This window comes from Streptomyces sp. NPDC088124, assembly GCF_040685895.1.
Taxonomy (GTDB): domain Bacteria; phylum Actinomycetota; class Actinomycetes; order Streptomycetales; family Streptomycetaceae; genus Streptomyces.
Genome location: NZ_JBFBJB010000033.1, coordinates 25,471 through 40,343, shown reverse-complemented (window position 1 = coordinate 40,343; position 14,873 = coordinate 25,471). Strand labels below are relative to the sequence as shown.

General features: G+C 72.1%; 9 protein-coding genes and 1 pseudogene. 9 read left to right on the top strand and 1 reads right to left on the bottom strand.

The genetic code is table 11. The features are described 5' to 3' along the window. The first annotated feature begins 101 nt into the window (after positions 1 to 101). Positions 102 to 2,354 carry an MMPL family transporter gene (locus tag AB0P17_RS25920; protein ID WP_365814317.1) on the top strand — a complete coding sequence of 751 codons (2,253 nt, stop codon included), beginning with the start codon at positions 102 to 104 and terminating at the stop codon, positions 2,352 to 2,354. A gap of 191 nt (positions 2,355 to 2,545) precedes the next feature. Here the strand turns inward: AB0P17_RS25920 and AB0P17_RS25915 are convergent, their stop codons facing one another. Then, positions 2,546 to 3,457, bottom strand: a complete 912-nt coding sequence (locus tag AB0P17_RS25915; protein ID WP_365814316.1) for a sugar phosphate isomerase/epimerase — start codon at positions 3,455 to 3,457, stop codon at positions 2,546 to 2,548. Positions 3,458 to 3,563: 106 nt separating this feature from the next. On the opposite strand from AB0P17_RS25915, the pseudogene AB0P17_RS25910 reads away from it, so the two are divergent. From AB0P17_RS25910 to AB0P17_RS25875, 8 genes and pseudogenes are all read left to right on the top strand, one after another. Further along, positions 3,564 to 3,656: pseudogene (locus tag AB0P17_RS25910) on the top strand (5-deoxy-glucuronate isomerase); the annotation flags it as partial. Between the two features lie 100 nt (positions 3,657 to 3,756). Further along, positions 3,757 to 5,691, top strand: coding sequence for a 3D-(3,5/4)-trihydroxycyclohexane-1,2-dione acylhydrolase (decyclizing) (iolD, locus tag AB0P17_RS25905; protein ID WP_365814315.1), 1,935 nt, complete (start codon positions 3,757 to 3,759; stop codon positions 5,689 to 5,691). 13 nt (positions 5,692 to 5,704) lie between these two features. Next, a complete protein-coding gene (locus AB0P17_RS25900) occupies positions 5,705 to 7,204 on the top strand; it encodes a CoA-acylating methylmalonate-semialdehyde dehydrogenase (protein ID WP_365814314.1) in 1,500 nt (499 codons plus the stop codon). A gap of 178 nt (positions 7,205 to 7,382) precedes the next feature. Continuing rightward, positions 7,383 to 9,224 carry an asparagine synthase (glutamine-hydrolyzing) gene (gene asnB / locus AB0P17_RS25895; RefSeq protein ID WP_365814313.1) on the top strand — a complete coding sequence of 614 codons (1,842 nt, stop codon included), beginning with the start codon at positions 7,383 to 7,385 and terminating at the stop codon, positions 9,222 to 9,224. Positions 9,225 to 9,305: 81 nt separating this feature from the next. Then, a complete protein-coding gene (locus AB0P17_RS25890) occupies positions 9,306 to 10,367 on the top strand; it encodes a dihydroxyacetone kinase subunit DhaK (RefSeq protein WP_365814312.1) in 1,062 nt (353 codons plus the stop codon). A 131-nt stretch (positions 10,368 to 10,498) separates the two neighbouring features. After that, the gene (gene dhaL, locus AB0P17_RS25885) at positions 10,499 to 11,221 is read left to right on the top strand and encodes a dihydroxyacetone kinase subunit DhaL (protein WP_365814311.1); all 723 of its coding nucleotides are present in this window, start codon (positions 10,499 to 10,501) and stop codon (positions 11,219 to 11,221) included. Positions 11,222 to 11,386: 165 nt separating this feature from the next. Then, a complete protein-coding gene (locus AB0P17_RS25880; protein WP_365814310.1) occupies positions 11,387 to 14,017 on the top strand; it encodes an alpha/beta fold hydrolase in 2,631 nt (876 codons plus the stop codon). Then, entirely contained in the window at positions 14,014 to 14,871 is an 858-nt protein-coding gene (locus tag AB0P17_RS25875; RefSeq protein ID WP_365814309.1) for an ABC transporter permease, read from the top strand. The genes AB0P17_RS25880 and AB0P17_RS25875 overlap by 4 nt, the downstream gene beginning before the upstream one ends. Positions 14,872 to 14,873: the final 2 nt, after the last annotated feature.

Sequence of the window (14,873 nt, the reverse complement as noted above, 5' to 3'; positions counted from 1 at the left end):
CGACTCGCATTCTTGGTCAATGCGAGCGAGGACTCGTGTTTGCCAAGTCTATGGCAACGGCTGACCCGTGCCACGGGTCACGGTGAAGGGGACACCGCACCATGTCCGAAGTCAACACTGGTCCGCGCCCGGGGGGCTGGACCCGCTTCGTCACCGCGCGACCGCGGCTCTCGCTGCTGATCGCGCTGGTGATCACGGCCCTGGCCGTCGTCGCGGGCAGCGGTGTCGCCGACCGGATGAGCAACGGCGGCTGGGAGGACCCGGGCGCGGAGTCCACGTACGCGACCAAGGCGCTGGAGCGGGAGTTCCCCGCCTCCCAGCCCAATCTCCTGCTCCTGGTCGACAGCGGGAGCCGGAGCGTCGACGACCCCGCCGTGGCCGCGGAGGCCAAGCGGCTCACCGCCCGCCTCGCGGCCGAGAAGGGGATCATCGGGGTCGGCTCCTACTGGCGGACCGGATCGCCCGCGCTGCGCTCCGCGGACGGCAGGGAAGCGCTGATCGCGGCGCGGATCGAGGGGGACGAGACGGCCGCCTTCAAGGTCCTGGACCGCATCACCCCGGAATTCCGCGGTGAGCAGGGGACACTGAAGGTCTCCGTCGGCGGGCCCGCCGCCGTGCGGAGCGAGATGCAGAGCACCATCCAGGAGGATCTGCTGCGGGCTGAGCTGATCGCCCTGCCGGTGACACTCGTCCTGCTCGTGATGGTCTTCGGCAGCGCGGTCGCCGCCATGCTCCCGCTCGGCCTGGGCGTCGTCGCCATCCTGGGGACCAACGCCCTGCTGCGCGGCCTCACGGAGCTGACGGAAGTCTCGATCTTCGCCCAGAACCTCACCACTGCTCTCGGGCTCGGACTGGCCATCGACTACGCCCTGTTCATCGTCCGCAGGTTCCGGGAGGAGCTGGCGGACGGCGCCGAGGTGCGGGACGCCGTGGGCACCACGCTGCGGACCGCCGGGCGCACGGTGCTGTTCTCGGCGCTGACCGTGGCCGTGTCCCTGGCCGCCATGATGGTCTTCCCGCAGCCCTTCCTGCGCTCCTTCGCCTACGCGGGCATCGCGGTCGTCCTGCTGGCCGCCGCCGCGGCCCTGGTCCTGCTGCCCGCCGCCCTGATGCTGCTGGGGCACCGGGTCAACGCACTGGACCTACGGAAGCTGCTGCGCCGCGGGCGTGGCGGAACGGGGGAGGGGAAGACCGGGGAGGCCAAGGAGCCGGGGGCCGGCTGGGGGCGTATGGCCGCACTGGTGATGCGGCGGGCCCCATTCTTCGCCATCGCCACGGCGGCGGGGCTGATCGTGCTCGGGCTGCCCTTCCTGGGAGCCAACTTCGGTACCGCCGACCACCGGCAGCTGCCGCCGGGCGCCGGCTCCCGCGTGGTCCAGGAGGAGATACAGCGCGCCTTCCCCGGTAGCCCCGGCGGCGGCCTGGAGGTGCTGGCGGAGGGCGCCGCCACCCCCGCCGAGTACGCCGACTACCGCACCCGGATAGCCGCCCTGCCCGGCGTGACACGGGTCGACGGACCGGTGCCCGGCCCCTCCGGCGAACACGCGTACTTCGCGGTGGCGCTCAAGGGCGAAGCGGTGGGGGAGGGGGCGCAGGGGCTCGTGCGGGACATCCGTGCCGAACCGGCCGCGTTCGACACCTCGGTGACCGGCACCGCCGCAGTCCTGGTCGACTCCAAGGACGCCATAGCCGAGCAGCTGCCCTGGGCCCTGGTCATCATCGTCCTGGTCACCCTGCTCCTGGTCTTCCTGCTCACCGGCAGTGTGCTGATACCGGTCCAGGCGGTCGTGCTCAACGCCCTCAGCCTTACGGCGATGTTCGGGGCGACGGTCTGGATCTTCCAGGACGGCCACCTGTCGGGGCTGCTCGGCTTCACCGCCACCGGGGACATGGAGACCACCCTGCCGGTGCTGATGTTCTGTGTCGCCTTCGGGCTCTCCATGGACTACGGAGTCTTCCTGCTCTCCCGGATCAAGGAGGAGTACGACCGCGGCGGAGACCATGAGCACGCCGTCTCGTTCGGGCTGCGCCGGACCGGCGGACTGATCACCGCCGCCGCCGTGATCCTCGCGGTCGTCATGGTGGCGATAGGCACCTCGCGGGTCACCAACACCAAGATGCTGGGCCTCGGTCTCGCGCTCGCCGTACTGATGGACGCGATGGTCGTACGCAGCCTGCTGGTGCCCGCGGTGATGAAGCTGACCGGAAAGGCCACCTGGTGGGCCCCGGGGCCGCTGCGCCGCTTCCACGAGCGGTTCGGGCTGAGCGAGGGCGAGTCGCGGCAGGCCGCCGGAGGACCGGCGGAGCCCCCGGTCCGCGACCGGGACCAGGACCGGGACCCGGCGGGCGTCTGAGCCGCCGGGCGAGGAATCCGACCCCGGGTACCTCGCCCGGACCCCGGGTACCTCGCCCGGCCCCGGGCATCGCTCGGGTCCCCGGCACCTCGCTTGGATCGGCAGCGGAATCCGGATCCGGATACCGCTGCCGATCCGGACACCCGTTCCGGCCGTTCCGGCCGTTCCGGCCGCTTCCGGCCGGGGCCGGGTCAGGCGCCGCAGCTTCTGAGGAAACGGCGGGTGCGCGTGGCGATCGGGAGCGGCTTGTCGGGCGGGCACGGATACATGTCCTGCTCGACGATGGCGAAGAGGTCGACGTCGAGCCGCTGCGCCGCCGCCAGGACCGGTTCCAGCGCCGGCACCCCGGCCGGCGGCTCGCACATCACGCCCCGCCCGACGGCCGGTCCGAACGGCACCTCGTTGGCGACGACATCCGCGAGGATCTCCGGATCCACCTGCTTGAGATGGAGGTAGCCGATCCGCTCGCCGTACGTCTCGATCAGCTTGACGCTGTCCCCGCCGCAGTACGCGTAATGCCCGGTGTCCAGACAGAGGGAGACCAGAGCCGGGTCTGTCGCGTCGAGGAACCGGCTCACGTTCTCCTCGCTGTCGATGTGCGTGTCGGCGTGCGGGTGCACGACGATCTTCAGCCCGTAGCGCTCCCGCACCTCACGGCCGAGGCGCTCGGTCTGGGCCGTCAGATCGCGCCACTGCCGGGGCGTGAGGGTCCGGTCCTCCAGCACCTCACCGGTCTTGTCGTCCCGCCAGAACGACGGGATGACCACGAGATGGTCCGCGCCCATCGCCCGGGTGAGCGCGGCGATGTCGGCGACATGCGCCCAGGTCTTCTCCCAGACCGCCGGTCCGTGGTGCAGCCCGGTGAAGACGGTCCCGGCCGAGACCTTCAGCCCGCGCCGCGCGGTCTCCTCGCTCAGCCGGTCGGGATCGGACGGGAGGTATCCGTAGGGGCCCAGCTCGATCCACTCGTAGCCGGCCTCGGCCACCTCGTCGAGAAAACGCCGCCAGGGCACCTGCTGCGGGTCGTCGGGAAACCACACCCCCCAGGAGTCGGGGGCGGACCCGACTCGGATGCGGCTCAACGTGGGTACGGAGGAGGTCATACCGGTCAGCTTTCAGCCCGTACGGAAAGAGTGTCAAGCCTTTGGTTCGAATGTAAAGACAAAACATTGACAGGGTCCGGAAGGACGGTTAGACCTTGCTGTGACCGCCTCCGGTGCGGAAGCCCGCCTCGCTTTGGCAGGAGCGAGACGCGAGCGAAAGCTCCCCGCTCGTCACGGCACCGTGCCGGAGGTTCGGGTCGCCCCGCCCGGCCGTGCGCTGTATGACTTCACTGTGACCGATGCCCGACCGCCGCCGCTCGGAGTCCAGGAGGACACACGATGAGCAGGGAGGATGCCTGATGAGCAGCCGCCCGAGCGGCCGCACCGGCGGTCGCGGACGTGGGCGCCCGAGTACCGCCGCCCGTACCCGCAGGCGCACGGTCGCCCAGGCGCTGATCGCCTTCCTGGCCCGGCAGTACACCGAGCGGGACGGCCACCGGCGCCGTCTCATCGGCGCCACCTGGGGCATCTTCGGGCACGGCAACGTGGCGGGTATCGGACAGGCTCTGGTCGAGTCCTCCGAGGACATGCGGTACTTGCAGGGCCGTAACGAACAGTCCATGGTCCACGCGGCCGTGGGGTACGCGCGTCAGAGCAACCGGCTCTCCGCCCAGGCCGTGACCACCTCCATCGGTCCCGGCGCCACCAACCTCGTCACCGGCGCGGCCCTCGCCACCGTCAACCGCCTGCCGGTCCTGCTGCTCCCCGGCGACGCCTTCGCGACCCGCCCCGCCGACCCCGTCCTCCAGCAGCTCGAAGTGGCCTCCGCCGGGGACGTCTCCGTCAACGACGCGCTGCGCCCCGTCTCCGCCTACTTCGACCGCGTCACCCGGCCCGAAGCGCTCGTCCCGGCCGCGCTCGCCGCGATGCGGGTGCTCAGCGACCCGGCCGCGACCGGCGCCGTCACCCTCGCGCTGCCCCAGGACGTACAGGCGGAGGCGTACGACTGGCCGGAGGAGTTCTTCGCCGAGCGCGTCTGGCGGGTCCGCCGCCAGCCGCCCGACCCCGACGAACTCGCCGACGCGGTACGGCTCGTACGGGAGGCCCGCCGCCCCCTGCTCGTCGCGGGCGGCGGCGTCCGCCACAGCGCCGCCGAGGAGGACCTGGCCGCCTTCGCCGACGCCACCGGCATCCCCGTCGCCTCCACCCAGGCGGGCAAGGGCTCGCTCCACCACGACCATCCCTGCGATGTCGGCGGCATCGGCCACACGGGCACCGCCACCGCCGACGAACTCGCCGCCGCGGCCGATCTGGTGATCGGCGTCGGCACCCGCTGGACCGACTTCTCCACCGCGTCCGCCACGCTCTTCCAGAACCCGGACGTCCGCTTCCTCAACCTCAACGTCACCGGCTTCGACGCCCACAAGCTCGCCGCCCACCCGCTGGTCGCGGACGCCCGTACCGCCGTGCGCCGGCTCGCCGCCGGTCTCGCCGGCCACCGCGTCGAGCCCGCCTACGTCACCGAGTACAGCGGGGCGAAGAAGCGCTGGGAACGGCGCGTCGAGGCCGCGTTCACCGCCGGCGAGGACACCGGGCGCCCCACCCAGGCCCAGGTCCTCGGGGCCCTCGACGCCCTCGTCACCGGCGAGGACATCGTCATCAACGCGGCCGGATCGCTCCCCGGCGATCTCCACAAGCTCTGGCGGGCCCGCTCGCACGACCAGTACCACGTCGAGTACGGCTACTCCTGCATGGGATACGAGATCCCCGCGGCCATCGGCGTCCAGCTCGCCGCGCCCGGCCGGCCGGTCTGGGCGCTGGTCGGCGACGGCACCTATCTGATGAGCCCCACCGAAATGGTCACCGCCGTCCAGGAGGGGCTGCCCGTCAAGGTCGTGATCCTCCAGAACCACGGCTACGCCTCCATCGGCGGCCTCTCCGAGACCGTCGGCGCCGAGCGCTTCGGCACCGCGTACCGCTTCCGGGCCGCCGACGCCACGTACACCGGAGCCCCGCTCCCCGTGGACCTCGCGGCCAACGCGGCCTCCCTCGGCATGCGGCTGATCCGCGCCGGGACCATCGGTGACCTGCGCGAAGCGCTGGCCGAGGCGCGCGCCGCCGACGCCCCCACATGTGTCTACGTGGAGACCGAAACGGCAGACACAGTGTCGGGAGTCCCACCGGCCCAGGCGTGGTGGGATGTTCCGGTGGCCGAGACCGCGACCCGTATCGCCGCGGTCGAGGCCCGCGAGGAGTACGACCGCCACGCAGCGACCCGCCGCCGCCATCTGTGAAGGAGCGGAACACATGAAGACCGTCAGCCATTGGATCGGTGGCAAGAGCGTCGAGGGCGCGTCCGGCAACTGGGGGCCCGTCACCGACCCGGCGACCGGCGCCGTCACGACCCAGGTCGCGCTGGCCTCCGCCGAGGAGGTCGGCAGCGCGGTCGCCGCCGCCAAGGCCGCGTACGCCACCTGGGGGACGTCCTCGCTCGCCCAGCGCACCGCGATCCTCTTCCGCTACCGCGCGCTCCTCGACGCCCGCCGCGACGACATCGCCGCGCTGATCACCGCCGAGCACGGCAAGGTGCACTCGGACGCGCTCGGCGAGGTGGCGCGCGGACTGGAGATCGTCGAGCTGGCCTGCGGGATCACCACCCAGCTCAAGGGCGAACTCTCCACCCAGGTCTCCAGCCGGGTCGACGTCGCCGCCATCCGCCAGCCGCTCGGGGTCGTCGCGGGCATCACGCCCTTCAACTTCCCGGCGATGGTGCCGATGTGGATGTTCCCCCTCGCGATCGCCTGCGGGAACACCTTCGTCCTCAAGCCCAGCGAGAAGGACCCCTCGGCCGCCGTGCTCCTGGCGGAGCTGGCGGCGGAGGCCGGACTGCCCGACGGCGTGCTGAACGTGGTGCACGGCGACAAGGTGGCCGTCGACGCACTGCTCGCCCACCCGGATGTCGCGGCGGTCTCCTTCGTCGGCTCCACCCCGATCGCCCGTCACATCCACGCCACGGCCTCCGCCAACGGCAAGCGCGTCCAGGCGCTCGGCGGCGCCAAGAACCACATGCTGGTCCTGCCCGATGCCGACCTGGACGCCGCCGCGGACGCGGCCGTCTCCGCGGCGTACGGTTCGGCCGGTGAGCGCTGCATGGCGATCTCGGCGGTCGTCGCCGTCGGCGCGATCGGTGACGAACTGGTCGCCAGGATCCGCGAGCGCGCCGAGAAGATCAAGATCGGCCCCGGCACCGACCCGGCCTCCGAGATGGGTCCCCTCATCACCCGGGCCCACCGCGACAAGGTCGCCGGCTATGTGACCGGTGCCGCCGCCCAGGGCGCCGAGGTCGTCCTGGACGGCACGGGATACACGGTGGAGGGGTACGAGGACGGGCACTGGATCGGCCTGTCCCTGCTGGACAAGGTCGCCACCGACTCGGACGCCTACCGCGACGAGATCTTCGGCCCGGTGCTCGTCGTGCTCCGTGCGGAAACGTACGAGGAGGGCGTCGAGCTGATCAACAGCTCGCCGTTCGGCAACGGCACGGCCATCTTCACCCGCGACGGCGGCGCCGCCCGCCGCTTCCAGCTGGAGATCGAGGCCGGCATGGTCGGCGTGAACGTGCCGATCCCCGTGCCCGTCGGATACCACTCCTTCGGGGGCTGGAAGGACTCGCTCTTCGGCGATCACCACATCTACGGCAACGACGGCGTGCACTTCTACACGCGCGGCAAGGTCGTCACGACGCGCTGGCCGGACCCGGCCGACGCCCCGACCGGCGTGGACCTGGGCTTCCCTCGTAACCACTGATCCGTAACCACTGATCCGTAACCACTGATATGTAGCCACTGATACGTAGCCACTGCTCCGCGAACGCCGGCCGTAACTCGCCGGCGCACGGCTTCGTTGGATGACTGCGGCCCGTACGGCGTTTCTCGCCGTACGGGCCGCGGTCGCTTTTCACGGTTCGCGGAGCAGGAGGACACACATGTGTGGCATCACCGGCTGGGTTTCCTTCGGCCGGGATTCCCTCGGCGCGTCCGACACCCTGGACGCGATGACGGAGACGATGTCCTGCCGGGGCCCCGACGACAGCGGCACCTGGATCGACGGCCCCGCGGCCCTCGGCCACCGCCGACTCGCCGTCATCGACCTGCCCGGCGGGCGGCAGCCGATGACGCTGACGACCCCCGGGGGCACGATCGCCCTCGTCTACTCGGGCGAGACGTACAACTTCACCGAACTGCGCGCGGAACTGACCGGCCGCGGCCACCGGTTCACCACCGACTCCGACACCGAGGTCGTGCTGCACGGCTATCTGGAGTGGGGCGAGGCGCTCGCCGAACGCCTCAACGGCATGTACGCCTTCGCGATCTGGGACGGCCGGCGGCGGAAGCTGGTGATGATCCGCGACCGCATGGGCATCAAGCCCTTCTACTACACGCCGACCGCCGACGGCGTGCTCTTCGGCTCCGAACCCAAGGCGATCCTCGCCCACCCCCGCGCCCGCGCCCGCGTCGGTCTCGACGGACTCCGCGAACTCTTCGCCTTCGTCAAGACACCCGGTCACGCCGTGTGGGAGGGGATGTACGAGGTCGAGCCGGGCACCCTGGTGACCGTGGAGGCGAGCGGACTGCGCCGCCATGTCTACTGGTCCCTGGAGACCCGCCCGCACACCGACGACCGGAGCACGTCGGTGGCGCGCGTACGGGAACTCCTCGACGACATCGTGTGCCGCCAGCTCGTCGCCGACGTACCGCGCTGCACCCTCCTGTCCGGCGGACTCGACTCCTCCGCCATGACGGCGATCGCCGCGCGCCGGCTCAGGGAGGCCGGCGAGACCGTACGCAGCTTCTCCGTCGACTTCCTCGGCCGTACGGAGAACTTCGTCGCCGACGAGTTCCGCGCCACGCCCGACACGCCGTTCGTCCACGACGTCGTACGCGCCGCGCGCACCGAGCACCGGGACATCGTGCTCGACTCGCTCGCCCTGGCCGATCCGGCCGTCCGGACCCGGATGATCAGGGCGAGAGACCTGCCCATGGGGCTCGGCGACATGGACTCCTCCCTCTTCCTCCTCTTCAAGGCGATCCGGGAGCACTCGACGGTCGCGCTCTCCGGCGAGTCGGCCGACGAGGTCTTCGGCGGGTACCGCCAGTTCTTCGACGAGGAGGCCAGAAAGGCCGACATGTTCCCGTGGCTGGTGCGCTTCGGCGAGCACTTCGGGGAGGACGCCGGGGTGCTCCGCCCGGAGGTCAACGCGGCGCTCGGGCTGGCGGCGTTCACCCGGGACAGCTACGCCACGGCCGTGGCCGGAATCGAACGCGGCAGCGGCGAGAGCGACTTCGAGTACCGGATGCGGAAGATCTCCCACCTCCACCTGACGCGCTTCGTACAGGTCCTGCTCGACCGCAAGGACCGCGCGAGCATGGCGGTCGGCCTGGAGGTCAGGGTGCCGTTCTGCGACCACCGGCTGGTGGAGTACGTGTACAACACACCCTGGTCGCTGAAGTCCTTCGACGGCCGGGAGAAGAGCCTGCTGCGCGAGGCCACCGCCGATGTGCTGCCGAGGTCGGTGTACGAGCGGGAGAAGAGCCCGTACCCCACCACTCAGGACCCCGAGTACGCCGTAGCCCTCCAGGGACATGCCAAGGAACTGCTCGCCGACCCGTCGCACCGGGTCTTCGATCTGGTCGATCTGGCGCGGGTACGGAGCGCCGCGGAGCGGGAGACGCCGCAGGTCACGACGGCGAGTCGGCGGGGGCTGGAGCGGACGCTGGACCTCGCGCTGTGGCTGGATCTCTACAACCCGGAGATCACGCTCACCTGATATAGCGGACTTAAAAGGATAATAGCGATAGAAAGATGGAGAAGGTGAAGCACAGCTAATCCAGGGAGCTCAGGACCTCACATGCCCCGATACTTCGCCGACTCCCCGGAGTCGCTCGTTCCCGACGCGCTCAAGGGGTTCGCCGCCGCCCACGCCGACCTGGTCGAGCACCACCCCGAGCACGGCTACTTCCGCACCCGCCGCACCGCCACCCCGACCCCCACGACGGCCGCCTCGGCCGCCGCGGGCCGCCGCGTCGGACTGGTCTCCGGCGGCGGCTCCGGCCACGAACCGCTGCACACGGGGTTCCTCGGCGCCGGCCTGCTGGACGCCGTATGCCCGGGGCAGATCTTCGCTTCCCCGCACAACCGGCAGATCTTCGAGGCCAGCCGCGCGGTCGCGGGCAGCGACGGCGTCCTGCACATCGTCAAGAACTACACGGGCGACCGGATCAACTTCGGCATCGCCGCCGAACGCCTCGCCCACGAGGACATCCGCTGCGCCCGCGTCCTCGTGGACGACGATCTCGCCACCGACTCCGCGGACATCGCCGTCGGACGGCGCGGCACCGGCGCCACCCTGATCGTCGAGAAGCTCCTCGGCGCCGCAGCCGACGAGGGCCGCGGACTCGACGAACTGGCGGCCCTGGGCGCCGATCTGTCCGGCCGTACGCGCAGCCTCGCCGTCGCCACGGCCGCGCACACCACGCCGGGCTCCGGCGCGCCCGCCTTCGAACTGCCCCGGGACGTGCTGGAGTTCGGCGTCGGCATCCATGGCGAACGGGCCGGCGGGACCGCCCCGCACCCGCCGCTCACCGAACTCGTCGCCCTCATGACCGACCGGCTGCTGGCCGCGCTGCCCCACGCCGGACTGCCCGGCACCGCGCACGGAGCGCCCGGCCGCCGCCGCGTGCTGGCCCTGGTCAACGGGCTCGGCGGGGTCACCTCGCTGGAGCTGTACGGCGTCCGGCACGCGCTCGGCGGTGCGCTGAAGAACCGCGGGGTCACCCTGGACCGCTCGCTGACCGGCACGTTCGTCAGCGCGCTGGACATGCGGGGCTTCTCGCTCTCCCTGCTCGCGACCGACGACGAGACGCTGCGCCTCTGGGACGCCCCGGCCAGAACAGCCTCCTGGCCGCGCTGACCCCTCTTTTCCTTCCTGACTTCTTGCCCTCGTTCCTCCCCCTTCCCCGTCCCTCTTCCTCCGCCCGTCTCTCCTCTTCCGCTCGTCCCTTCTCCTTCCCTCGCTGACCAGAAGCAGGAGCCTTCTCCGCGATGTCATCCCAGAACCTGACTCCCGCCACAGCCCCCTCCACCCCCACCCCCAAGGGCCTCACCTACGAGGACACCATCGGCTGGCTCCGCCGCTTCGGCGCCGCCGCCAGGGCCGTCGAGGGCGAGCTGACGGCTCTGGACCAGCGCGCCGGGGACGGCGACTTCGGCGCCAACCTCGTCTCCGGCATGAACGGCGTACGGGACGCACTCGACGCGCCGACGAGCGGGCCCCGCACCCCGGCGGCGCCGCTCGCCACCGCCGCCCAGGTCTTCCTCGACCACGTCGGCGGCACCAGCGGCCCCCTGTTCGGCCTGCTCTTCCAGGAACTGGCCGCCGCGGTGGCCGCCGCCGACGGCGCCCCCGGTACGGCGGAACTCGCGGCGGGCACCGCGGCGGGAGCGGCCGCCGTCCAGCGCGTCGGCGAGGCGGAAGTGGGGGACAAGACCATGGTCGACGCACTGGTCCCCGCGGCCGAGGCGCTCGCCCGGGCGCTCCTGGCGGACCCCACGGGCGGCGACCCGGTCGGCGCGCTCCACCTCGCGGCGGTGGCCGCGCACCGCGGCGCCCGCACCACCAGCGGCCTGCGCGCCCGCCGCGGACGCGCCAGCTACACGGGCGACCACTCCCGGGGCGTCCCGGACCCCGGAGCCCTGGCGGTGGCCCTGCTCTTCGCCTCGGCCTCGGCCCAGCCGACCGCTCTGGACCAGCTCCCCGACGCCTGACCACCTGGGGTTCGCCGTCCGCCGGGTACCCGTTCCGCCCCCGTTCGCGGCGGTGTGCGATACCGCGTCCGCTGTACGGGGACGCCCCGGCGTACTACCCGAGGAGGTCACGGGTTCCGACCGGCGTCAGCGTGGCAGGCCCCGACCGCCGATTAGGGTTCAAGGATGGAGACCCGAACCCCCCGCCGGTTCCGGCCGCGTGCCCGCTGGCTCGCGGGACTGGCCGCCGCGGCCGTGCTCGTCGGAGCCGGCACCTGGACCGCCGTCGCCTCGGACGACGGCCCGGCCGTGCACCGTGAGGACCAGGTGCTGGACATGCCGGGCGCCCGGATCGACACCTCGTACTTCACCGCCGGCAGCGGCCGCAGACCGGCCGTGCTCATCGGGCACGGCTTCGGCGGCAGCAAGAACGACGTACGCGCCCAGGCCGAGAAGCTGGCGCGGGACGGCTACGCGGTGCTGACCTGGTCGGCCCGCGGCTTCGGGAAGTCCACCGGTGAGATCGGGCTCAACGACCCCGACCACGAGGTCAAGGACGTCTCCCGGATGATCGACTGGCTCGCCGGACGCCCCGAGGTCGAACTCGACGCGAAGGGCGACCCCCGGGTCGGCGTGACCGGCGCCTCGTACGGCGGGGCCATTTCGCTCCTCGCCGCCGGGTACGACCAGCGCGTCGACGCGATCGCCCCGCAGATCACCTACTGGAACCTCGCCGACGCCCTCTTCCCCGACGGCGTCCTCAAGAAGCTCTGGGCCGGGATCTTCTTCTCCACCGGCGGCGGCTGCGCCGCCTTCGAGAAGGAGCTGTGCGAGATGTACGAGCGGGTCGCCGTCTCCGGGAAGCCGGACGACGCCGCCCGCAAGCTGCTGGAGGAGCGCAGCCCCTCCGCCGTCGGGGAGCGGATCGACGTACCCGCGCTGATCATGCAGGGCCAGACCGACTCCCTCTTCCCGCTCGGCCAGGCCGACGCCATGGCGAAGCGGATCAGCGCCAACGGCGCCCCCGTCGACGTCGACTGGCTGGCCGGCGGACACGACGGCGGCGACCCGGAGAGCGCCCGGGTCCAGAACCGGGTCTCCGCCTGGTTCGACCGCTATCTCAAGGACGACAAGGGCACCGACACCGGGCCCGCCTTCCGTGTCAGCCGGACCGGCGGCGTGGACTCCACCGACGGCCGGGCCCAGTTGCGCGGCGCGACCAGCGACCGCTACCCGGGGCTGGCGAACGACACCACCTCCGTCCCGCTGACCGGCGGCACACAGAGCTTCACCAACCCGGCCGGCGCCAGCCCGCCCGCCATCTCGGCCGTGCCCGGAGTGGGGGGCGGACTCTCCCAGCTCACCTCGTTCGGCGTCGGACTCTCCCTCGACTTCCCCGGCCAGCACGCGCGCTTCGAGTCCGCGCCGCTCGACCACTCGGTGCGGATCACCGGCGCGCCAACCGTCAAGGCCACCGTCACCTCCTCGACCGGCGAGGCCGTCCTCTTCGCCAAGGTGTACGACGTGGGCCCCGGCGGCACCAGCCAGGTGCTGCCCTCCCAACTCGTCGCGCCCGTACGGGTCGAGAACGTCGCCGAGGGCCGGACGGTGGAGCTGAAGCTGCCCGCCGTGGACCACCGGGTCGTCCCCGGGCACCGGCTGCGGGTCGTGGTCGCCGCCACCGACCTCGGCTACGCCTCACCGGCCACGCCCGCCACGTACAAGATCGCCGTGAACGGCCCGCTGACCGTGCCGACCGTGCCGGAACTCACCGCCGGTTCCACCGCGCTGCCGTGGTGGACCTGGGGGCTGCCGGTCATCGGCGTACTGATCGCGGGCGCGCTGCTGCTCACGGCCCGCCGCCGCACCAGCGCGCCGGAGCCGGACGCGGCGCTCGCCGAGGTGCCGCTCCAGATCACCGATCTGTCGAAGCGGTACGCCAGGTCCAGCGACCGGTACGCGGTCCGGGACCTCTCCTTCCGGGTCGAGAAGGGCCAGGTCCTCGGTCTGCTCGGGCCGAACGGCGCCGGCAAGACCACCACGCTGCGCATGCTGATGGGGCTGATCTCCCCGGACGCCGGGGAGATCCGGGTCTTCGGGCACGCGATCCGGCCGGGCGCCCAGGTGCTCTCCCGGGTCGGCTCGTTCGTCGAGGGCGCGGGCTTCCTGCCGCACCTGTCGGGACGCGAGAACCTGGAGCTGTACTGGCGGGCCACCGGCCGGCCCGCCGAGGACTCCCACATGGAGGAGGCCCTGGAGATCGCCGGGCTCGGGGACGCGCTGGCCCGTGCCGTACGCACCTACTCGCAGGGCATGCGGCAGCGGCTCGCCATCGCCCAGGCGATGCTCGGCATGCCGGACCTGCTGATCCTCGACGAGCCGACCAACGGGCTCGACCCGCCCCAGATCCGCGAGATGCGCGACGTGATGATCCGGTACGCGGCCGGCGGCAGGACCGTCATCGTCTCCAGCCATCTCCTCTCCGAGGTCGAGCAGTCCTGCACGCATCTCGTGGTCATGCACCGGGGACAGCTCGTCCAGGCCGGTCCCGTCGCGGAGATCACCGGCGCGGGCGACGACCTGCTCGTCACCACGGCCGAACAGGTCCCGGCCCCGGTCGTCGACAAGATCGCCGCGCTGGCCGGCGTCGGCTCCGCCGTCCCCACGGACGACGGGCTGCTCGTACGGCTCGACGGCGCGTCCCCTCAGGCGCTGGTCACCGAACTGGTCCGGCTGGACGTCCCGCTGACGGGCGTCGGTCCGCACCGCCGCCTGGAGGACGCGTTCCTCACCCTCATCTCGGGAGGCTCCGCATGAGCGCGCTGATCGAAACGGCCCCCGGCTACCGGGCCGGACGCACGCTGCCCCTGCGGGTCGAAGCGCTGCGGCAGCTCAAGCGCCGGCGCACGCTGGCCATGGGGCTCATCCTGGGGCTCCTGCCCTTCGTGCTGATCGTGGCCTTCGCGGTCGGGGGCACCCCGGACGGCGGACGGGAAGGCCGGGTGACCCTGATGGACACCGCGACCGCCTCCGGCGCCAACTTCGCGGCGACCTGCCTCTTCGTCTCGGCGGGTTTCCTGCTGGTCGTGCCGGTCGCGCTGTTCCACGGGGACACGGTCGCCTCCGAGGCCAACTGGTCGTCGCTGCGCTATCTGCTCGCGGCGCCCGTGCCACGGTCGCGCCTGCTGTGGAGCAAGCTGGCCGTGGCGCTCGGGATGAGCGCCGCGGCGATGGTGCTGCTGCCGCTGGTCGCGCTGGTGGCGGGCACGGCGGCGTACGGCTGGGGCCCGCTGGAACTGCCGACGGGCGGCTCCCTCGCCACGGCGGACGCGCTGCCGAGGCTCGTGGTGGTCGTGGCGTTCATCTTCGTCTCCCAACTGGTCACGGCGGGGCTCGCCTTCTGGCTGTCGACCAAGACCGACGCCCCGCTGGGCGCGGTCGGCGGCGCGGTCGGTCTGACGATCGTCGGCAATGTGCTGGACGCCGTCACCGCGCTCGGCTCCTGGCGTGAGTTCCTGCCGGCGCACTGGCAGTTCGCGTGGGCGGACGCGCTCCAGCCGCAGCTGGAGTGGGGCGGGATGGTGAAGGGCGCGGCGGTCTCCTTCACCTACGCCGTGGTGCTCTTCGCGCTGGCCTTCCGGACCTTCTCCCGCAAGGACGTCGTGTCGTAGGA

Bases quoted from the DNA above. Each gene is read 5' to 3' on its own strand.
- dhaL (WP_365814311.1), top strand. From the start codon at position 10,499: ATGTCATCCCAGAACCTGACTCCCGCCACAGCCCCCTCCACCCCCACC.
- asnB (WP_365814313.1), top strand. From the start codon at position 7,383: ATGTGTGGCATCACCGGCTGGGTTTCCTTCGGCCGGGATTCCCTCGGC.
- AB0P17_RS25890 (WP_365814312.1), top strand. From the start codon at position 9,306: ATGCCCCGATACTTCGCCGACTCCCCGGAGTCGCTCGTTCCCGACGCG.
- AB0P17_RS25915 (WP_365814316.1), bottom strand. From the start codon at position 3,457: ATGACCTCCTCCGTACCCACGTTGAGCCGCATCCGAGTCGGGTCCGCC.
- iolD (WP_365814315.1), top strand. From the start codon at position 3,757: ATGAGCAGCCGCCCGAGCGGCCGCACCGGCGGTCGCGGACGTGGGCGC.
- AB0P17_RS25880 (WP_365814310.1), top strand. From the start codon at position 11,387: ATGGAGACCCGAACCCCCCGCCGGTTCCGGCCGCGTGCCCGCTGGCTC.
- AB0P17_RS25920 (WP_365814317.1), top strand. From the start codon at position 102: ATGTCCGAAGTCAACACTGGTCCGCGCCCGGGGGGCTGGACCCGCTTC.
- AB0P17_RS25875 (WP_365814309.1), top strand. From the start codon at position 14,014: ATGAGCGCGCTGATCGAAACGGCCCCCGGCTACCGGGCCGGACGCACG.
- AB0P17_RS25900 (WP_365814314.1), top strand. From the start codon at position 5,705: ATGAAGACCGTCAGCCATTGGATCGGTGGCAAGAGCGTCGAGGGCGCG.